The sequence below is a fragment of the Castellaniella sp. genome, assembly GCF_049671645.1.
Taxonomy (GTDB): Bacteria; Pseudomonadota; Gammaproteobacteria; order Burkholderiales; family Burkholderiaceae_B; genus Castellaniella.
Map to the genome: position 1 here is coordinate 26,202 of NZ_JBATVG010000007.1, position 19,539 is coordinate 45,740.

15 protein-coding genes and 3 tRNA genes are annotated in these 19,539 nt (G+C 67.1%); 4 read left to right on the forward strand and 14 right to left on the reverse strand.

From position 1 onward, the window contains the following. Positions 1 to 9 precede the first annotated feature (9 nt). Positions 10 to 1,461, forward strand: coding sequence for an APC family permease (locus WBG56_RS01495; protein ID WP_424264782.1), 1,452 nt, complete (start codon positions 10 to 12; stop codon positions 1,459 to 1,461). A gap of 175 nt (positions 1,462 to 1,636) precedes the next feature. Here the strand turns inward: WBG56_RS01495 and WBG56_RS01500 are convergent, their stop codons facing one another. Next, entirely contained in the window at positions 1,637 to 3,229 is a 1,593-nt protein-coding gene (locus tag WBG56_RS01500; protein ID WP_424264783.1) for a diguanylate cyclase, read from the reverse strand. A 132-nt stretch (positions 3,230 to 3,361) separates the two neighbouring features. Here WBG56_RS01500 and WBG56_RS01505 point away from each other — a divergent pair. After that, positions 3,362 to 3,438 (forward strand) — tRNA-Met (locus WBG56_RS01505). Positions 3,439 to 3,525: 87 nt separating this feature from the next. Here the strand turns inward: WBG56_RS01505 and WBG56_RS01510 are convergent. From WBG56_RS01510 to rnr, 13 genes are all read right to left on the reverse strand, one after another. Beyond that, positions 3,526 to 5,094, reverse strand: a complete 1,569-nt coding sequence (locus WBG56_RS01510) for a phospholipase D family protein (protein WP_424264784.1) — start codon at positions 5,092 to 5,094, stop codon at positions 3,526 to 3,528. Further along, positions 5,094 to 6,776: an FMN-binding glutamate synthase family protein gene (locus WBG56_RS01515; protein ID WP_424264785.1), complete on the reverse strand. Its 1,683-nt coding sequence runs from the start codon at positions 6,774 to 6,776 to the stop codon at positions 5,094 to 5,096. Before WBG56_RS01515 ends, WBG56_RS01510 begins: the two co-directional genes overlap by 1 nt. Before the next feature lie 34 nt (positions 6,777 to 6,810). Next, entirely contained in the window at positions 6,811 to 7,293 is a 483-nt protein-coding gene (locus tag WBG56_RS01520) for a DUF3293 domain-containing protein (RefSeq protein WP_424264786.1), read from the reverse strand. Then, the gene (locus tag WBG56_RS01525) at positions 7,271 to 7,909 is read right to left on the reverse strand and encodes a DNA-3-methyladenine glycosylase I (RefSeq protein ID WP_424264787.1); all 639 of its coding nucleotides are present in this window, start codon (positions 7,907 to 7,909) and stop codon (positions 7,271 to 7,273) included. The genes WBG56_RS01520 and WBG56_RS01525 overlap by 23 nt, the downstream gene beginning before the upstream one ends. Positions 7,910 to 7,914: 5 nt before the next feature. Beyond that, complete coding sequence (locus tag WBG56_RS01530) at positions 7,915 to 9,447, reverse strand: helicase HerA-like domain-containing protein (RefSeq protein ID WP_424264788.1); 1,533 nt, start codon at positions 9,445 to 9,447, stop codon at positions 7,915 to 7,917. Positions 9,448 to 9,474: 27 nt separating this feature from the next. Continuing rightward, entirely contained in the window at positions 9,475 to 10,524 is a 1,050-nt protein-coding gene (selD, locus tag WBG56_RS01535) for a selenide, water dikinase SelD (RefSeq protein WP_424264789.1), read from the reverse strand. A 68-nt stretch (positions 10,525 to 10,592) separates the two neighbouring features. Next, entirely contained in the window at positions 10,593 to 11,684 is a 1,092-nt protein-coding gene (gene mnmH / locus WBG56_RS01540) for a tRNA 2-selenouridine(34) synthase MnmH (protein WP_424264790.1), read from the reverse strand. A gap of 29 nt (positions 11,685 to 11,713) precedes the next feature. Further along, positions 11,714 to 11,789: transfer RNA gene (locus tag WBG56_RS01545), tRNA-Val, on the reverse strand. A 74-nt stretch (positions 11,790 to 11,863) separates the two neighbouring features. Continuing rightward, positions 11,864 to 13,684: a monovalent cation:proton antiporter-2 (CPA2) family protein gene (locus tag WBG56_RS01550; RefSeq protein WP_424264791.1), complete on the reverse strand. Its 1,821-nt coding sequence runs from the start codon at positions 13,682 to 13,684 to the stop codon at positions 11,864 to 11,866. An 86-nt stretch (positions 13,685 to 13,770) separates the two neighbouring features. Next, positions 13,771 to 14,043, reverse strand: a complete 273-nt coding sequence (locus WBG56_RS01555; RefSeq protein ID WP_269495036.1) for an HU family DNA-binding protein — start codon at positions 14,041 to 14,043, stop codon at positions 13,771 to 13,773. A gap of 276 nt (positions 14,044 to 14,319) precedes the next feature. Continuing rightward, entirely contained in the window at positions 14,320 to 15,558 is a 1,239-nt protein-coding gene (locus WBG56_RS01560; RefSeq protein WP_424264792.1) for a cystathionine gamma-synthase family protein, read from the reverse strand. Between the two features lie 33 nt (positions 15,559 to 15,591). Further along, on the reverse strand, positions 15,592 to 16,350 hold the full coding sequence (rlmB, locus tag WBG56_RS01565) for a 23S rRNA (guanosine(2251)-2'-O)-methyltransferase RlmB (protein WP_424264793.1): 759 nt from the start codon (positions 16,348 to 16,350) through the stop codon (positions 15,592 to 15,594). Between the two features lie 77 nt (positions 16,351 to 16,427). Further along, a complete protein-coding gene (gene rnr, locus WBG56_RS01570) occupies positions 16,428 to 18,869 on the reverse strand; it encodes a ribonuclease R (protein WP_424264794.1) in 2,442 nt (813 codons plus the stop codon). Between the two features lie 107 nt (positions 18,870 to 18,976). Between rnr and WBG56_RS01575 the strand changes: the two genes are divergently transcribed. Next, positions 18,977 to 19,061: transfer RNA gene (locus WBG56_RS01575), tRNA-Leu, on the forward strand. Between the two features lie 240 nt (positions 19,062 to 19,301). Next, positions 19,302 to 19,511 carry a cold-shock protein gene (locus WBG56_RS01580; protein ID WP_424264795.1) on the forward strand — a complete coding sequence of 70 codons (210 nt, stop codon included), beginning with the start codon at positions 19,302 to 19,304 and terminating at the stop codon, positions 19,509 to 19,511. Positions 19,512 to 19,539 lie beyond the last annotated feature (28 nt).

Below are 19,539 nucleotides of genomic sequence, written 5' to 3' on the forward strand. Positions count from 1 at the left end.
ACTCCAGAGATGTCGACTTCAACTCCACAACAAGAAGCGGACGATCAGCAACTCGTTCGGCTAGGCTACCGTCCGGTTTTCGCGCGCACGATGTCGCTCTGGGAGAACTTCGCCCTGGGCTTCACCTACCTGTCGCCGGTGGTCGGTGTTTATACGCTGTTCGCCGTCTCGCTGGCCGTGGGCGGGCCGCCGTTCATCTGGAGCTATCTGCTGGTCGGCATCGGCCAATTCCTGGTGTGCCTCGTCTTCTGCGAGGTCGTGTCCCAGTATCCGATTTCGGGGGGCGTCTATTCGTGGATCAAGCGCATGCAGGGGCAGCGCTTGGCCTTCATGGGAGGATGGATCTATTTATGGGCGCTGGCGGCCACGGTGGCCGCAGTCGCCGTCGGGGCCGCGCCCTATGTGGTCGCATTGGTCGGTTCCGATGGCGGGCCTGGCACGGTCACCTGGACGGCGCTGGCGCTGATCGCGCTCGGTCTGCTGCTGAATCTCGGTGGAACCCGTGTCCTGGCCACGGCGGCGTTCCTGGGCTTCACCGCGGAACTGCTCGGCGCCCTGGCCGTGGGGTCGTACCTGCTTCTGTTCGAGCGCCTGCAGTCGCCTGCGATCATCTTCGACACCTTGGGCGCAGCCGAGCCGGATGGCTACCTGGCCGCCTTTCTGGTTGCCGGGCTGGCCGGGATCTTCCAGTACTACGGCTTCGAGGCGTGCGGCGATGTGGCCGAAGAGGTCCCGGATCCTTCGCGCAGGATCCCCAGGGCGATGCGCCTGACTATTTATGTCGGCGGGTCCGTCGCGATCTTCACCTGCCTGTCGTTGCTGCTGGCCGTCCCGGATATCCAGGCAGTGATCAGCGGCCATGATGCCGATCCCGTGATGACGATCCTGAACCGCAGTTTCGGCTCCGTCGGCGCGGGGCTGGTCATCATGATCATCCTGGTTTCGTTTCTGTCGTGCATCGTCAGCCTGCAGGCCGCGACGAGCCGCCTGCTGTTCGCCATGGCGCGGGACCGGATGGTGCCGGGCCATGGCGGCTTTGCCCGGCTATCGGAGCGCTCTAGGGCGCCGGCGAACGCCCTGTTTGCCTGCACCGCGGCGACGGTGGGGATCGTGCTGATTGGCCACGTCCGGGAAGACGCGCTCATTGCCATCATCAGCTTCGCCGCCGTGGGCATTTACATTGCGTTCCAACTGACCGTGGCGGTCGTGCTCGCCGCCCGTATCCGGGGCGCGGCGCCATCGGGGGCGTTCACGCTCGGGCGTTGGGGGTGGCCGGTGACGGTCGGCGCGCTGGCGTACGGTATCGCCGCCATCCTGAACATAGCCTGGCCGCGCGCGCCGGAGCTGGCCTGGTATCTCAACCACGGCGTGGCGTTTTCGACAGCGGTCGTCATCGTGTCGGGGTTGATATTCTCGATTGCCTCCAGAGATACCCGGGCGGCGCTTGGCGCTGGCGAATGATCCTGGTGGGCGCAGGTCGCCGGGTCCTGGCCGTCCGTCAGTCCTGTCCAACACGTAACTGTGTGCAGTACTCCGGTGTGTCAGGCCCGTCCCGACTCTTTTAGCCTCGACTTCTCGAGCCGCCCGAACGAGCCCGCATGCCGGCGGCCCGCTATCGTGGGGTCGTCTTGCGGCGCTATGCCGGCGTCTCGTCCGGGCCGCCGCTTTGCACGACGCGATTGCGCCCGGTCTGTTTGGCGCGGTACAGGGCCTGGTCGGCGGCTTTCAACACCAGGGTCATATCGGTGGCGTCTTCGGGCACCCAGGCGGCCACGCCAATGGATACCGTCACGGTTTCCCCCGGCAGGATGGCGGCGTGTTCGATCCCTGCCCGCAGCCGTTCGGCCATGCTGGCCGCGACGTCTCGACGCGCTCCGGGCAAGAGCGCCAGGAATTCCTCGCCGCCCATGCGAAACAGGGTGTCGCCCTCGCGGGCCTGGGTCCGCATCCAGTTGCCGACCTGCCGGATGACCTGGTCCCCGGTGTCGTGGCCATAGGCGTCGTTGATGCGCTTGAAGAAATCGATATCCAGCGCGATGACGGCGAAAGGCTGCCCCAGCGTCTGGCAGGCCTGCAGGGCCAGGTCCAGGCCGCGCCGGTTGCCCAGGCCGGTCAGGGGGTCCAGGTAGGCCTCGTCATGCAATTGGCCCAGTTGCGCGCCGACGGTGCCCAGGCCGGCCAGCAGCGCGCGTTGCAGGCGCTGCGCCTCGAAGTACCAGCAGCGGACCGACTGGATGCGGCGCGCCATGCCGTCTTCATAGCCGTCCTGCACGATCAGCGCCAGTTCGCCCAGGGGCCGGGAGACCCAGCTGGCCAGGAACCACAGCAGCGCCAGCAGCAGGCCGACGGGCACCAGGGACAGCCATAATGCGCGACGCATCAGGTCGTCCAGCCGCGCCAGGGTGGCCTGGGTGGGTCGCTGGACGACAATGCCCCATTGGGCGGCAGGCACGTAGGCGAACCCGGCCAGCATGTCGATGCCCTGGCTGTTGGTGATCCGCTGGGCGCCGGACTGGCCTTTCAGGACGGCATTGATGGCCGGGTTGTCGTAGACCACCTCCGTGCCGATCCGGAGGGCTTGGGGGTGGTACAGCAGCTTGCGCGTGGCGTCCACCACGTAGACGTAGGTGTCGTTGCGAAAATAATGCTGGCCGATCAGGCGCGACAGGCCTCCGTCGGATTTCAGATAGATGGTGCCCGCCAGATAGCCGAGGTACTGGTCTTTGGCGGTGTACAGCGGATGGGTGATGAGGATGGCCAGGTTGCCCAGGATGGATGTGAACGGGTTGCTGATCGCCGGGGCCAGATGCCGTGGGGATGAGCGGGGGGCTGTCTGGTCCACGCGGCGGCCCCGGAGGTTCAGAGTGCTGGGCGATACTGCCAGGACGAACCCCCGGCTGCCCGTGACCGTGACGGAATTGAAGCCGATGCCTTGCGCTCTCAGCCGATCGACCTCGGACTGCAGCACGGCGGGATCCATGCCGGACTGGACGACGCGTTCGGCGGAATATGCCAGGTCCTGCTGGGCCTGCTTCAACAGGTCGGAAGTCGACGCGGCCAGTTTTTCCGCAAAGGCCTGGTTGGCGGCCAGGGTGTCGTCCATCAGTTGATCGCGTTGAATGCGATACGCCCCCGCCATGCCCGCCACCAGCATGGCCAGAACACTGCCGATCGACAGGATCAGGACCAGTTGGCGTAAAGTGATGCGGGAGGGTTTCCGGATCTGCATCCCGTGGGGGTTCCTTTTCTTGTCTGGTCGGTGCAGTTTGAACGGTCAAGGATGGTCCCAGCCTACTACAAGTCGCTGCGCTTGGGCCAGCCTCTTGCAGCCGTTCAAAATCTTGCTATAATTGCGCTCTTTGGCGCATTAGCTCAGTTGGTTAGAGCGACGGAATCATAATCCGCAGGTCCGGGGTTCGAGTCCCTGATGCGCCACCAGATCTATGCAAAAAGGCCATTCCTTCGGGAATGGCCTTTTTGCATGCCGGGCCGGAATTCTGGAAAATCCGCAGGCTGCCTTCGGCGCTACAGCATTTCGTCCGGCGTCAGGGGCGCCAGCAGTTTCGCCAGGAAGCGCAGCCACAGGCTGGTGTCCGGGTCGTGCGCGACCTCGATGGGGCGCGCCTTGGGGGGCGCCTGCCAGCGCAGGGCGCCGTCGGGGGTCAGCTCGACCTTCCAGGCGGCGGCGTCGATCACGGCCTGCACCTGCTCGCCGGCTTGCCGCGCGAGCGCCGGGCTGCGGATCACCAGGGCGATTTCCGAATTCTGCAGCTTGGATCGCAGGTCCAGATTCATCGATCCGATGCTGATGATGCGCCCGTCGACAATGACCAGCTTGGCATGCAGGCTGGCATGCGTTCCCTTGCTGTCGGACCCCAGCACGGTGTCCCGGAGCCGGGCGCGCGCCCGCGCCCGGGTCTCGTACAGTTCCAGGCCCAGGCGCAGGAGCTGCTCGCGGTGGCGCGCGTAGCCGATCTGCGCCAGCAAGGCGTCTGTGGACGCCAGCGAATTGGTGAGCACGCGCACGCGCACGCCCCGCGTCTTCAGGTCGGCGAACAGCGCCATCATCTGCGGGCCGGGCACGAAGTAGGGCGACACGATGACCACGTCGTGCTGCGCCCTGCTCAACAGGGACAGCAGGCCTTCGATGACGGCGCCCTCGACGCGCGTGTCGTCGTCCGCGGGCATCAGTTTGAGCGGGCTGTCGACCAGCAGCCCCGCGGGGGCCCAGGTCAGCGGCAGCGCCGCCAGATCCAGGGCCGGGGGCAGGTCCGGCGCTTCCGCTGCAGGACGGGTGGCGGCGCCGTCATCGCCTCCGCCATCGGCGGTTGCCGCCCGGGGGCTGGCGGTTTCGCGCAGGCGCTTCAATTCTTCGGGGGTGATGAGCGAGGCGACCGGATAGGCCAGGGAACTGTTCCAGTAGCGGTCGAAGCTGGCTGAAATGTCCCGCACCACGGGGCCGGCGGCCAGCACGTCCATGTCGATGAAATTGCTGCCGGCGGCCGTGCCGAAGTAGGCGTCCCCCAGATTGCGTCCGCCGATGATGCCCCAGGCGTTGTCGGCGACGTAGAGCTTGTTGTGCATGCGATGCTGGATGCGCTGGAAGTCGTTCAGGGACCCCAGCGTGCGCCACAGGCCGGCCCCCCGGCTGCCGGGCAGCGGGTTGAACATGCGCATCTGCACGCCCGGCACGCCGGCCATGCGCATGACCTGGGCGTCGCGCCCGACGCTGTTGAAGTCGTCCAGCAGAATGCGGACGCGCACGCCGCGCCGCGCCGCCGCCCGCACGGCGCGCAGCAGGCTGCGGACGGTGGGGTCGACGTGGATGGCGTAATACTGGATGTCGAGTGTCTTGCCGGCCTGTTCGGTCAGCGCGAGCCGGCCGGCGTAGGCCATATTGGGCGAGGCCAGCAGCGCGAAGCCCGAGCGATCCTGGCGGACGGCATCGGGGCGCTTGTGCGCGATCAACTGCCCCAGGGTTGTGGACTCAGGGTGATCCAGGGCGGCCGAGACCGGGCGCTGCACGTCCTTGGGCAGGCTGGCGCAACCGGCCAGCAGCAGGACGGCTGCCGGCAGCCACCGTCCGGCGCCCATCAGCCGGCGGCCGCCGCCGGATCGGGCGCATCCGGGATGCTCTGGTCCGCATGGCCGGACAGCGCGGCGCTGAGGCTGTACAGGGGATCGAAGGATTCCGCCTGGGCCATGGGCCAGGCGGTGCGGAAGATCGTATTGCGGAACTTGCCTTCCAGCAATTCGCCTTTCTGCAGGTCGGGGAACAGGGCCGACAGGACGCGGACTTCGCCGTTGGCGATGCGCCGGGCGATGTGATGGGGACGCAGGTCGCCGGGGTGCTGCAGGCCGGCGGCGCCCAGCAGTTCTCCCAGCGCCTTCAAGGTGTTGGCGTGGTAGTTGGCGACGCGCACCGATTTATCGGCCACCACCAGCGCCTTCTGGCGCGCGGGGTCCTGGGTGGTGACGCCGGTCGGGCAGCGTCCGGTGTGACAGGTCTGGGCCTGGATGCAGCCGATGGCGAACATGTAGGCGCGGGCGCTGTTGCACCAGTCGGCGCCCAGGGCCATGATGCGGGCCATGTCGAAGGCGCTGATGACCTTGCCCGAAGCCCCCAGGCGGATCTTTTCCCTCAGGCCGATGCCCACCAGGGTGTTGTGCACCAGTCGCAGGCCTTCGCGCAGAGGCGTGCCCACGTGGTCCACGAATTCGATGGGCGCGGCGCCGGTGCCGCCCTCGGCGCCGTCCACCACGATGAAGTCCGGCGTGATGCCGGTGGCCAGCATGGCCTTGGCGATGGCGAACCATTCCCAGGGGTGGCCGATGCACAGCTTGAAGCCCACCGGTTTGCCGCCCGACAGTTCGCGCAGACGGACGATGAAGTGCATCAGTTCGATGGGGGTGGAAAAGGCGCTGTGGCTGGCGGGCGAGATGCAGTCCTGTCCGGCGGGCACGCCCCGGGCGGCGGCGATTTCCGGGGTGACCTTGGGCGCGGGCAGCACGCCGCCGTGGCCAGGTTTCGCGCCCTGGGACAGCTTGATTTCGATCATGCGGATGTTGTCGCGGCAGGCCATGTCGGCGAAACGTTCCGCCGAGAAACTGCCGTCCGGGTTGCGGCAGCCGAAATAGCCCGAACCGACGTTCCAGATCAGGCCCCCGCCGTGTTCCAGGTGGTAGCGGCTGACACCGCCCTCGCCGGTGTCGTGGGCGAAATTGCCCAGGGCCGCGCCTTTGTTCAGGGCTCGCACCGCATTGGCGGACAGGGCGCCGAAGCTCATGGCGGAAATATTGAAGACCGACAGGTCGACGGGCTTGGCGCAGTCCGGCCCGCCCACCGTGATGCGGAAATCGGTGTCCTGCACGTGGGCGGGCACCATGGCGTGGTTGATCCATTCATAGTGGCTGTCGTAGACGTCGCCCTGGGTGCCGAACGGGCGCTGGTCCATTTGCCGTTTGGCCCGCTGGTAGACCAGGGACCGGTCCACGCGCGAGAACGGCATCTTCAGCGTGTCGTCTTCGAAGAAGTACTGGCGCACTTCGGGGCGGATGTATTCGAACAGAAAGCGCAGGTTGCCGATCACCGGGTAATTGCGGCGGATGGCGTGCCGGGTCTGGTTCAGGTCGTAGACGCCCAGGATGGACAGCGCCAGGAACAGCAGACAGGGCAGCCACCAGGCGGCGTTCAGGCTGAGCGCCAGACCAGCGCACAGCACGGTCAGACCGATGACGGCGTAAAAAGAGGTGTGGCGGGTAAACAGGTGTTGCATGGCGGCTCCGTCTTGGGTTTGACGAGGTGTTACCTTAGCAGACTGCGGTCCAGATCAGGCGCGCCACCGTGTCCTCCGGGCACTCGACCAGGGCGTTTTGCCCGAATCTGCGAGCCAGGAGCAGCCCCGCGGCCGGCGGCAGGCCGGGGATCCAGAGGCTGGCCTCGTCCGGCCAGACGCCTTGGGGGTCCAGCCCCGCGGCGGGCAGGCTGGGAAAGCCCAGCGCGCCGATGGCCTGCCGCAGCGCGCGCATCCGCCGGGCGTTGGCGGCGGGCCGCAGGCGGCGGCTGAGCGGGTTGCAGGCGGTCAGGATCAGGCTGCGGCGGCAGCGGTGCTGCTGGTGCAGGCTGGCCAGCTCGGGGTGGGCCCGACCGATGCGGATGAACAGCGGCGGGATCGTGTCGATGCGGTAGAGGGCGTTCCGATACGCCTGGACCAGGGCGCGGGCCGCCGGTGGGGCGGGCGCGTCCGCGTCGTGGGACGCCGGGCCGTGCTCAGGCGCCGGACAGCGCCGCATGACGGTGGCAGTCGGTCGTGTGATCCATCAGACACCCGATGGCCTGCAGGTAGGCCTGGCAGATCGTCGGCCCCACGAAGGTGAAGCCGTGGCGCTTGAGCAGGCGGCTGAGCGCCTGGGCCTCCGGCCCCGCTGTGGGGATGGCGTCCCCGGGGGCGTAGCGGTGGATACGCGGAGTCTGGTCCACCACCGACCAGATCAGGGCCGCGGGGTCGTCCAGAGCCAGCCAGGCGCGCGCGTTCGTGCCGGCCGCCTGCAGCTTCAGGCGGTTGCGGATGATGGCGGCATTCTGCATCTGATCCTGCACCCAGGCGGCGTCGGTGCGCGCCAGGGCCTGGGGGTCGAAGCCGAAGAAGGCGGCGCGGAAGGCTTCGCGCCGGCGCAGGATGGTCAGCCACGACAGGCCCGCCTGGAAGCCTTCCAGGATCAGCATTTCGAACAGATGACGGGGGTCGCGGGATGGCACGCCCCATTCCTGATCGTGATAGCGCACATACAGCGGGTCGTCCGTGCACCAGCGGCAGCGGGGCGGCGCATCGGGAGTCGCGTTGCGCGGGGAGGAGGCGATGCCGGGCATGTCGGGGCGGGTCCTGGCGCGATCCGGGGTGTTCGGCATACGCCTTAGCGCCGCCGTCCGACCAGGGACCCGAGCAGGCCGCGCACCATCTGATTGGCGGCGTTGCGCACCATGCTCTTGGCGACGGACTGCACGACGCCCTCGCGGCGGCCGCCGCGCGGGCCGGTGGAACCGAACAGGAAATCGCTCAGCATGCCGCCCACGCCGGCCATGGCGCCGGAGTCGGCGGCGTCCTGGCCGGCGGCTTGCCCGCCGCGGCCGGCCTGTCCTGTCGCCGGCCCAGCGGCGGGCGCATCGCCCTGGGCGCGGGCCTGCAGGATTTCGTAGGCGGATTCCCGGTCCAGGGCCTGGTCGTATTTGCCGCCCAGCAGGGATGCGGCCCGCAGCGCCTGCCGTTCGGCGTCGGTGGCGGGACCGATCCGGCTTCCGGGCGCGGCCATCCAGACGCGTTCCGTGGCCATCGGCTGGCCTTTGGCATCCAGCAGGGATACCAGCGCTTCACCGACGGCCAGTTCGGTGATGGCGGCCTCGATATCCAGCCCGGCGCGGGGGCGCATGGTCTGCGCGGCAGTGCGCACGGCTTTCTGATCGCGGGGGGTGAAGGCCCGCAAGGCATGCTGCACCCGGTGGCCCAGCTGGCCCAGCACCGTATCGGGGATGTCGGCCGGATTCTGGGTGACGAAATACACCCCCACGCCTTTGGAGCGGATCAGGCGCACGACCTGCTCGATCTTTTCCAGCAGGGCCTTGGGCGCGTCCTTGAACAGCAGATGGGCCTCGTCGAAGAAGAACACCAGCTTGGGTTTGTCCAGATCGCCGACCTCGGGCAGTCGTTCGTAGAGGTCGGCCAGCATCCACAGCAGGAACACGCCATACAGGCGCGGGGACTGCATCAGCCGGTCGGCGGCCAGGATGTTGATCATGCCGCGCCCCTGGGCATCCGTGCGCATCCAGTCGAAGACGTCCAGCATGGGTTCGCCGAAGAATTGGTCCGCGCCTTCGGATTCCAGGCGCAGCAGGCTGCGCTGGATGGCGCCGATCGAGGCGGCCGACACTTGCCCGTAGCGGGTGCGCAGTTCGCCGGCGTGATCGGCCACGTATTGCAGCATGGTGCGCAGGTCTTTCAGGTCCAGCACCAGCAGGCCTTCGTCGTCGGCGACCCGAAAGGCCACGTTCAGCACGCCTTCCTGGGTATCGTTCAGATCCAGCATGCGGGCCAGCAGCAGGGGGCCCAGATCGGAGACCGTGGCGCGGATGGGATGGCCCTGTTGACCGAAGATGTCCCATAGGGTGGCAGGGCTGGCGCCCCAGGCCGGCTCGGGCAGGCCCAGGGTCTGCAGGCGCTTGCTGAGCTTTTCCGATGCGGCCCCGGCCTGGGAAATCCCGGTCAGGTCGCCTTTGACGTCGGCCAGGAAGACCGGGGTGCCGATGCGGGAGAAGGATTCTGCCAGCACCTGCAGGGTGATGGTCTTGCCGGTGCCGGTGGCGCCGGTGACGCAACCGTGCCGGTTGGCCATCTGCGGCAGCAGTGCGGCCTGGAAATCGGCGTTGCGGGCAATGATCAAAGGCTCTGCCATGGGGGCTCCGGGGGATGGGAACGAGTTTCAGGATACCTGAATGCGGGGCGTTCCGGCAGTCAGCCGCCCGATCCGGGCGGCCTGGCCGAAGCCATCGGCGCGCAGCAGGGCCAGGACCTCGTCGGCGGCGTCGGCGGCGCAGGCGACCAGCAGACCGCCGGAGGTCTGCGGGTCGGTCAGCAGGGCCTGGGCATACGGCGGCAGTCCGGCGGACAGGTCGATGGCGGCCTGGCAGGCGTGCCAGTTGCGCCCGGACGCGCCGGTCTGGATGCCGTCGCGCGCCAGTTCGGCGGCGGGCGCCAGCCAGGGCAGGGCGGCGTAGTCCAGTTCTGCGCGCAGCCCCGACCCCCGGCACATTTCCAGGGTGTGGCCCAGCAGGCCGAAGCCGGTCACGTCGGTCAGCGCGTGCACGGCCGGCATCTGCGCCAGCCGCGTGCCCGGCGTGTTCAGTTGCGTGGTGCTGCCGATCATGGCCTGGTAGCCGGCCGTGTCCAGCAGATCTTTTTTCAGCGCGGCGGACAGGATGCCCACGCCCAGAGGTTTGCTCAGGATCAGCACGTCGCCCGCTTGCGCCTGGTCATTGCGCTTGATCTGGTCGGGGTGCGCCAGGCCCATGACGGCCAACCCGTAGATGGGCTCGACGGAGTCGATGGAATGACCGCCGGCGATCGGGATGCCGGCCTGCTGGCAGACGGATGCGCCGCCCGCCAGCACGGCGGCGATGGTGTCGCGCGGCAGGGACTTCAGCGGCATGCCCACCAGGGCCAGGGCCATGATGGGGCGTCCGCCCATGGCGTAGACGTCGGACAGGGCGTTGGTGGCGGCGATGCGGCCGAAGTCGTGCGGATCGTCGACGATGGGCATGAAGAAATCGGTCGTCGCGATCAGTGCCTGTTGATCGTTCAGGCGGTAGACGGCGGCATCATCGGACGACTGCGTGCCCACCATCAGGTCGGGGAACGGGCCGATGGGCAGGGCGTTGCGCATCAGGTCCGCCAGGACGTCGGGGGCGATCTTGCAGCCGCAGCCGCCTCCGTGGGACAGCGAGGTCAGGCGGGGGATGGATGAATCGGTCATCGGGAAATCTCCAGAATCGCCGCCTTGCTCGGGTCGGCGTCCGTATATCGGAAGTCAGTCGTCAGCGATCAGTCGGTCGGGACGCCATCGGTCAAGCCCAGCCGATCCATCAGCTGAGCCGCCTGGCTCCGGCCGTCGGGGTCGGTGGGGTCGTAATCGAATGTGGGGGCCTGTTCCAGTCCGGCGTAGTGGCCGTGGCTGCTGCGCCGGTAGGCGGGGTCGTAGTGTTCCTGCACCAGGGCCCGGAACAGTTCGGCGCGTCGGTCGGCATCGATCAGGGCATGCCAGTCCTGGATGGTCTGCCGGCTGTGCAGGCCGACCAGCCGGCCCAGGGTGCTCTTGAAGGCATCGGGCGTCTGGAACAGGTGGTCGTAGTCCTGCAGCAGGAATTCGATGCGTTGCGGCAGGGCGGCCTGGATGCGCACGCAGCGCCCGCCGTGCATGGCGCGCAGCACGCTGTCGGGCAGGCTCAACTGGCCGATGCGGCGGCTTTCGGCTTCGACGAAGACCGGCCGGCCGGGGTCCAGGCTGTCCAGGGCCTGCAGCAGGGCCGATTCGAAACCGCGCTGGCTGGGCTGCGGCCGGGCGGGCAGGTCGCCCAGCAGGGAGCCGCGATGGCAGGCCAGGCCTTCCAGGTCCAGGATCTGGGCGCCGGCCTGGCCCAGGGCCTGCAGCAGCCGGGTCTTGCCGGATCCCGTCGGGCCGGTCAGCACGATGCAGTCCAGGCGGGCGGGGTAGTCGGCCAGGCGGTCGATCACGTGTCGCCGCCAGGTCTTGTAGCCGCCGTCCAGCTGCCGCGCGCGCCAGCCGATCAGGTTGAACCAGGTCGCCATGGATCCGGATCGCTTGCCGCCGCGCCAGCAGTAGATCAGCGGCCGCCAGCTGCGCGGGCGGTCGGCGAACAGGGTTTCCAGGTAGTCGGCGATGTGCCGGGCGACCAGGGCGGCCCCCAGCCGCGTGGCTTTGAAGGGGGATTCCTGGGCGTACATCGTGCCGATCAGGACGCGTTCCTCGTTGCTGAGCACCGGCGCGTTGATGGCGCCGGGGATGTGGTCGTCGGCGTATTCCGCCGGCGTGCGCACGTCGATGATTTCGTCGAACTGATCGAGGGATTCCAGGCCGCAGCGCAGCGACCCGGGAGGATGGGCGGGGCGATTCATGCGGGGGATTGTAAATCCACCGCCCGGGATGGTGGGTGCTGAGGGGCTCGAACCCCCGACCTACGCCGTGTAAAGGCGCCGCTCTACCAACTGAGCTAAGCACCCGGATGCGCCCCGGCAGTCCGACGGAGCGCAGGGGCGAATTATATCGGGGGGCAGAAGGGGTGGCAAACCCGTGCTCAGGCCGCGTGATCTGTCGGCGGGCGGGGCATGTCCGGCTTCCTGTCGTGGCGCGGCGGGTCGATGCGCTCGATGTTGCCCAGCACCAGGGCGCGGCCGGCGAAGGTGCCGCCGGCGGTTTCCAGGGCGAAGCGTTCCGCGTCGCGGTTGCGCACTTCGCCGATCAGGTCGTCGGCCTCCTGGTCCGTGGCGCCCAGCGCCAGCACCGCCTGGCGTCCCATCAGCAGCGCCGCTTCGAAGGTTTCGCGCACCACGTCGTCGGCGTCCAGCCGGACGAGTTCCAGGGCGTGCTCGCGGTCGAAGGCGCGCACGACCAGGCGGGTCTGCAGGCATTCGCGTCGGGCGTTCTCGACGATACGCGTGGCGGCGACCGGGTCGTCCACGCAGACCAGGATGACGCGGGCATGCCGCGCGCCGGCGGAGCGCAGCACGTCGGCGCGGGCGCCGTCGCCGAAGTAGACCTTGAAGCCGTAGCGCGCGGCGTTGCGGATCACGTCGGGGTCGTTGTCGATGATGGAAAGTTCGGCGCCCTGGGCCAGCGGGCCCTGGCTGGCGATCTGTCCCACGCGGCCGAAGCCGATGATGAGCACCTTGCCGCGCAGGTCCTGCGGTGTTTCCACGCCGTCCGGCGTCGCGGCCTCGGCCCCGGCGCGGGCGCGGGCGTAGCGCTTGTGGACCGCGCCCACGAGCGGGGTCAACGCCATCGAGAGCACGATGATCGCCGACATGTCGGCGTTGACCTCCGGAGTGATGACCTTGAGCCTGAGCGCTTCGGCGAACAGCACGAAGGCGAATTCCCCGCCTTGCACCATCAGGGTGGCGCGGTCGATGGCCTCGGCGCGGCTGCCGCCGGCCAGCCGCGCCGCGAAATACACGCACAGCGCCTTCGCCAGCATCAGCATGATCACGCCCAGGCCGATGAGCCGCCAGTCCAGCGTCACCACGTCCAGGTCGAGCGCCATGCCCACGCCCAGGAAGAACAGCCCCAGCAGCAGGCCCCGGAAGGGCTCGACGTCGGCTTCCAGCTGATGACGGAAGGACGATTCCGACAACAACACGCCGGCGACGAACGCGCCCATGGCCATGGACAGGCCGCCGAGTTCCATCAGCAGCGCCGCCCCCAGCACCACCAGCAGCGCTGCGGCCGTCATGACTTCGCGCGCCCTGGCCTTGGCCAGCACGCGGAACAGGGGGTTGAGCAGCCACAGGCCCGCTGCCACCAGCGCACCCAGCGACAGCAGGCCCAGGCCGATGCGCTGCCACAGCGGCGACGCGGCCGCCGGCGCGGCCTCGGCCGGCGCGAGAAAGGCCACCACCGCCAGCAGGGGCACGATCAGCATGTCTTCGAACAGCAGGATGGAGACGATGCGCTGCCCGCGCGGCGCGAGGATGTCGCCGCGTTCGGCCAGCGTCTGCATGACGATGGCGGTGGACGTCAGCACGAATCCCGCGCCGCTGACGAAGGCCATCCGCCACGGGAAGCCGAGCGCGATGCCCACGCCGGTGAGCAGCGTGGCGCACAGCACGGCCTGCATGCTGCCGAGTCCGAAGATCTGTCTGCGCAGGCCCCACAGGTGCGATGGCTTCATCCCCAGTCCGATGATGAAGAGGAACATCACGACCCCGAGCTGGGCCACGTTGAGGATGGTTTCGGTGTCGGTCACCAGGCCCAGGCCGTAGGGGCCGATGGCCAGCCCGGCCGCCAGGTAGCCCAGCACGGAGCCCAGGCCGAGGCGCTTGAACAGCGGCACCGCCACGACGGCGGCGCCCAGCAATGTGACCACGCCGATCAATTGGCCGGCATCTGCTCCGCTTGCCATGCTGTGTTCCTTGCGGGTGAGGGGGGATCAGGATAGAACGAAAAAGGCCACCGGGTGTCGGTGGCCTTTTTGCACAGGAGAGCCGATCAGTTGACGGCGTCTTTCAGGGCCTTGCCCGGGCGGAACTTCGGCACGCGGGCCTTCTTGATCTTGATGGCTTCGCCGGTGCGCGGGTTGCGACCGGTGCGGGCGGCGCGCTCGGACACGGCAAAGGTGCCGAAGCCGACCAGCGTGACCGACCCTTTCTTTTTCAGGGTGGTCTTCACGGCGCCGACAAAGGCTTCCAGGGCGCGACCGACGTCGGCCTTGGACAGATCTGTCTTGGAGGAAATGTGCTCGATCAGCTCGGTCTTGTTCATTTACAAAATACCCCTGAGGTTTATTGTCGCCCGGTAGAGAGCGCCGGGTCGTTTGATGGACGTGTCTTGCCATGGCTGCCGGCTGGTGCTGCACCGGGTCACACCATTTGGTGTCGGGACCTGGCCGGCTTTGGTGGCTAAGGCGTATTAAGCCTTCGAATGGCTTGCAGTGTCAAGAGAAAACCGCTGAAGACCCGCGTCTTTCCTGATGTTTGTTAAAAAGTGTTCAGGGCGCCATGGGTATACCCGAGGTGCCTGACGCCTCGGGTTGTGGTATCAGCAGCTTGCCAGGGCCTGCGCAAAATCGCCGATCAGATCGGCTTCTTCCTCGATTCCGACGGAGATGCGCAGGAAAGCGTCCGGGATGCCCATCAGTGCGCGGCGCTGCGCCCCCATTTCGTAGTAGATGGTGTGGGCGGCCGGCAGCACCAGCGTGCGGTTGTCGCCCAGGTGTGTGGCCAGCGCCACGACGCGCAGCCGGTTCAGGCAATCGAAGACGTCGACGTGGTCCTTCAGGACGACGCCCAGCAGGCCGCCATAACGGCCGCCGAAAAATTCCGTGGCCCTCTGGTGTTGCGGATGGCTGGCCAGCCCCGGATATTGAACCCGTTCGACCAGCGGGTGGTCTGCCAGAAAGCGGGCCAGGGCCAGGGCGTTGCCGCAGATGCGGTCCATGCGCAGCGTCAGTGTCTCGGCCCCGGCCGACAGGCGGTGGGCGACATCGGACGACAGGGTGCCGCCCATGTCGCGCAGGCCCTTTTTCTTGATTTGCAGCAGACCCCAGGTATGGGAATCGTCTTTGCGGTATTGCTCGTAGATATGAGGAAAGTCGGCCCAGTCGTACAGGCCGGTCTGAGTCACGGCCCCGCCCAGGGCGTTGCCGTGGCCGCCGATGTGCTTGGACAGGGAATTGACGACCAGCGAGGCGCCGAAGTCGCGCCCCGGGCGCAGATAGGGCGACGACAGGGTGGTGTCCACCACGTAGACCAGCTTATGCGTCTGGCACAGGTCGCCGATGGCCTTCAGGTCCGCCACCTGGGTGCCCGGGTTGGCGATGGTTTCCACGAACACCATGCGGGTGTTGGGGCGCAAGGCGGCCTGCACCTGGGCCGCGTCCGTCGCGTCCACCAGCGTGAGTTCGACGCCGAAGTTTTCCAGCGTCATCAGCAGGCTGTTGGTATTGCCGAAAATGTACTTGCTGGCGATCAGGTGATCGCCGTGGCGCAGCAGCGCGAAGAACACGGCGTTCAGGGCCGCCATGCCGGTGGCGAAGGCGACGGTGCCGATGCCTTGCTCCATGGTTGTGACCTGGGCTTCCAGGGCTGCGGTGGTCGGCGTGCCGGTGCGGCCGTAGGTATAGCCTTTTTTGCGGTTCTGGAAGACTGCCGCCAGATCGTGGGCGTCGTGGTAGGTGTATTCCGTGGACGGGTGGACCGCCGCGTGCACGGCCCCGTATTCGGAGTCGGCTCGGCGGCCGTAGTGGACGATCTGCGAGGTGAAGCCGGTATTGGGCATGGCGTGTGGCGGGGATGGTAGAAGAATGCTGGATTATGCGCCTGTCGGGCTCAGGCGCTGGCGAACGGTTTCGTACAGGCAGACGGCGCTGGCGACGCTGACGTTCAGGCTTTCGACCGAGCCCTGCATGGGGATGGACACCAGCTCGTCGCAGGTTTCCCGCGTCAGGCGGCGCATGCCTTCGCCCTCGGCGCCCATGACCCAGGCCATGGGGCGGCGGGCATCGACCTGGTGCACGCCGTGGCTGGCGGTATCGTCCGTGCCGACCAGCCAGACGTCGCGCTCGCGCAGCGCCCGCAGCGTGCGCGCCAAGTTGGTGACCATCAGGTAGGGGACGGTGTCCGCTGCGCCGCAGGCCACGCGTTGCACCGTGGTGTTCAAGCCCACGGCGCGGTCCTTGGGGGCGATGACGGCATGCACCCCGGCTGCGTCGGCCGTGCGCAGGCAGGCGCCCAGGTTGTGGGGATCGGTCACGCCGTCCAGAATCAGCAGCAGCGCGGGTTCCCCGCGGTCCTCAAGGACGTCCAGCACTTCGTCGACCGAAATGGCCAGCGGCCGGGCCTGGGCCAGGGCGACGATGCCCTGGTGGCGCACGCCGCGGGCCAGGCCGTCCAGGCGCTGGGCGTCGGCGGCGTGCCAGCGCACGCTCGCGGCTTCCAGTTGCTGGATGCAGCGCTGCATGCGGGCATCCTGGCGGCTGGTGTCCAGATAGACGTCTCGGATCGAATCGGGGGCGTGGCGCAGACGCGCTTGCACGGCGTGGAACCCGGCCAGAATCTGTTGGGATGACATGGTCTTCCTGATGCGCGGTAAAAGGCGCCCGCGCCATTGCGGCGCGGGTCGTGCCTGCCATTGTAGTGCGGGCGGCTTCAGCCGCGCCGTTTGCGCGAGGATTCCTGGCGAGTGGCGTGCTTGGCTTCGGCGCGGCGCTGGCGGGCGGTGGTGCCGCGCAAGGCGGCGGGCTTGGCGCCGGCAGCCTTTTTATGCGGCCGTTGCGGGGTTGCGCGGGGCGTGCCTTCGATTTCGGCCTGCAGGGATTTGAAGTCTTCGCCTCGTACCGGGCGGAAATCGATCCGGCGGGCTTCGAGATCGACCCGGGATACCTGCACCTGCAGCGTATCGCCCAACTGGTAGCGGAACCCCGAGCGTTCTCCGCGCAGTTCGTTCAGCGCTTCGTTGTACTGGAAGTAGTCGCCGCCCAGCTCGGAAATGTGCACCAGCCCGTCGACGTACAGGGTGTCCAGCGTGACGAATACCCCGAAGCTGGTGACGCCCGAGATGTGGCCGCTGAAGACCTCGCCCACGTGCTCGCGCACGAACCAGCATTTCAGCCAGGCCTGGACATCGCGCGAGGCGTCGTCGGCGCGGCGTTCGCGGGCCGAGAGCAGCGCCCCCAGGGCCTCCCAGGAGTCATGTTCGCGGATCTTGGCGGGCAGCGCCGGGTCCGCGGGCTCGCCCGGCAGGGCGGGCGGCTGGTAGCGCTGCTTGTGCAGGATGCCGCGGATGACGCGGTGCACCAGCAGATCCGGGTAGCGGCGGATGGGCGAGGTGAAGTGCGCGTAATGTTCGTAGGACAGGCCGAAGTGTCCGGTCTGTTCTGGGCTGTAGATGGCCTGCTGCATGGAGCGCAGGCACAAGGTCTGGATGATCTCGAAATCGGGCCGGGCGCGGCTGGCCTGGATCAGCTTGGCGTAATCGCTGGTCTGCGGATCGTCGCCGCCGTCCAGCGTCAGGCCCAGATGGCGCAGGGTCTCGCGCAGCGACTGCAGTTTCTCGGTGGTGGGGCCATCGTGCACGCGAAACAGCGCCTGGCGTTTGTTGCGCACGATGAAGTCGGCCGCGCAGGTGTTGGCGGCCAGCATGCATTCCTCGATCAGCTTGTGGGCATCGTTGCGGGTGTAGGGTTCGATCTTCTCGATGCGCCCCAGCGGGTTGCAGACGATGCGGGTTTCGACCGTGTCGAAGTCAATGGCGCCGCGCGCACGGCGGGCTTGCGTGAACGCCTGGAACAGTTCGTAGGCTGTCTGCACGTGAGGGTACAGATCCCCCAGGTTCTGCGCCGCTGGCCCTTTGGGCTGCTGCAGCGCGGCCCAGATGTCGGTATAGGTCGTGCGGGCGTGCGAATGGATGACGGCTTCGTAGAACTGGTAGGCCGCCACGGTGCCGGCCTTGGCGCCGCCCGCCGGAATCATCATGTCGCAGACCATCACCAGGCGGTCGACGTCCGGGTTCAGCGAACAGATGCCGTTGGACAGGGCCTCGGGCAGCATGGGAATCACCCGGCGCGGGAAATATACGCTGGTGCCCCGGTCCAGCGCGTCGTCGTCCAGGGCGGTCCCCGGTCGCACGTAGTGGCTGACGTCGGCGATGGCCACCAGCAGCCGCCAGCCGGGGCGGGCGCGCTTGGCCGTGCCCAGGTCGGCTTCCGTGCAGAAGACGGCGTCGTCGAAATCGCGGGCGTCTTCACCGTCGATGGTGATGAAGGGCACGTCGCGCAGGTCGATGCGCCCGGCATATTCGCCCTCTCGCACCTGGCTGGGAATGGATCCCAGCTGGCGCAGCGTCTCTTTGGAAAAGTCCACCGGCACATCGAATTTGCGTACGGCGATTTCGATTTCCATGCCGGGATCGTCGATTTCGCCCAGCACTTCGATGATGCGGCCTTGCGGCTGGATGTGGCTGGCGGGTTGGCGCATGATCTGCACCGTGACGACCTGGCCGGGCTCGGCGCCGCCCGTATCCTGGGCGGGGATCAGGATATCGTGCTTGATGCGCTGGTCTTCGGGGGCGACGACGAAGGCGCCGTGTTCCTTCAGGAAGCGGCCCACCAGCTTGACGGTGCGGCGCTCCAGGACCTCGACGATGGCGCCTTCCGGGCGCCCGCGGTATTCGCCGGTGGCCCTGACCCGGACGCGGTCACCGTGCAGGATCTTGGCCATTTCATGGGTGGACAGGTACAGATCGCGGCTGCCGTCATCCGGAATCAGGAAGCCATAGCCGTCGCGATGGCCCTGAACGGTGCCGACGATGAATTCCGTGTTGTTGCATATTTGCAACCTTCCCTGGGCGTTGAAGCGCACCTGGCCGTCACGTTCCATGGCTTTGATGCGGCGGATGAAGCCGGTGGACAGGGGAATCGAGGCTTGAGTGGTATCGGCCAGGGCCTCGAGCGACATGGGTTTGTCCGCGTGGCGCAGGGCGTCGAGCACCTGTTCGCGGCTGGGTACCTTGGGGTCGAAATCAGCGGGTAAATCCGCAGCCGGCACGAAGGAAGCGTCGTGGTTATTGTCGTTGTTGGTTCGCTTTTTCAAAGGCTGTTTGCATCCAAAAAAAATGTATTGTATAGTTCTGTCTTCGCTGAGACGGCGCAACAAAACGCGGTGTTTCAACGAAAGCAATAGCATACACGTTATGCCGTGCCCAGGTGGCGGAATTGGTAGACGCGCATGGTTCAGGTCCATGTGCCGCAAGGTGTGGAGGTTCGAGTCCTCTCCTGGGCACCACTTCTCTCGATCGAGAAGTCCAATGCTGTACGATGTCCTTCGGCATCAAAACAAGACCCGCATGAACTTCAGTTCTGCGGGTTTTTGTTTTATCTCCGTCGCAATTGACGGAAGGATGCATGGGATGAACGATCGTCTTCCCTGGCTGTGGTGTGTTATTTGGTAACAGCGCTGGCGTTGTGGGGCTGCGTCCCTCAGAATGCTCAAGGGAATATATTTTCCTTTTATTTAGGACTTACATTGAAAACAGAAATCGGTATCGTGAAGTGGTTCAACAATGACAAAGGGTTCGGCTTCATCTCGCCCGAATCCGGCGGCAAGGATCTCTTCGCTCACTTCAGCGAAATTCAAGGCACGGGTCACAGAACTCTTGAAGAGAACCAGCGTGTCTCGTACGTAGTCGGCCAAGGGCAAAAAGGCCCCTGCGCGACGCAGATCGTAGTGCTCTAAACCTCTCGCCTGCGTAGGCAGGCAGTCG

Coding starts and splice junctions, on each gene's coding strand:
- WBG56_RS01495 (WP_424264782.1), top strand. CDS start 10: ATGTCGACTTCAACTCCACAACAAGAAGCGGACGATCAGCAACTCGTT.
- WBG56_RS01500 (WP_424264783.1), bottom strand. CDS start 3,229: ATGCAGATCCGGAAACCCTCCCGCATCACTTTACGCCAACTGGTCCTG.
- WBG56_RS01510 (WP_424264784.1), bottom strand. CDS start 5,094: ATGGGCGCCGGACGGTGGCTGCCGGCAGCCGTCCTGCTGCTGGCCGGT.
- WBG56_RS01515 (WP_424264785.1), bottom strand. CDS start 6,776: ATGCAACACCTGTTTACCCGCCACACCTCTTTTTACGCCGTCATCGGT.
- WBG56_RS01520 (WP_424264786.1), bottom strand. CDS start 7,293: ATGCGGCGCTGTCCGGCGCCTGAGCACGGCCCGGCGTCCCACGACGCG.
- WBG56_RS01525 (WP_424264787.1), bottom strand. CDS start 7,909: ATGCCGAACACCCCGGATCGCGCCAGGACCCGCCCCGACATGCCCGGC.
- WBG56_RS01530 (WP_424264788.1), bottom strand. CDS start 9,447: ATGGCAGAGCCTTTGATCATTGCCCGCAACGCCGATTTCCAGGCCGCA.
- selD (WP_424264789.1), bottom strand. CDS start 10,524: ATGACCGATTCATCCATCCCCCGCCTGACCTCGCTGTCCCACGGAGGC.
- mnmH (WP_424264790.1), bottom strand. CDS start 11,684: ATGAATCGCCCCGCCCATCCTCCCGGGTCGCTGCGCTGCGGCCTGGAA.
- WBG56_RS01550 (WP_424264791.1), bottom strand. CDS start 13,684: ATGGCAAGCGGAGCAGATGCCGGCCAATTGATCGGCGTGGTCACATTG.
- WBG56_RS01555 (WP_269495036.1), bottom strand. CDS start 14,043: ATGAACAAGACCGAGCTGATCGAGCACATTTCCTCCAAGACAGATCTG.
- WBG56_RS01560 (WP_424264792.1), bottom strand. CDS start 15,558: ATGCCCAATACCGGCTTCACCTCGCAGATCGTCCACTACGGCCGCCGA.
- rlmB (WP_424264793.1), bottom strand. CDS start 16,350: ATGTCATCCCAACAGATTCTGGCCGGGTTCCACGCCGTGCAAGCGCGT.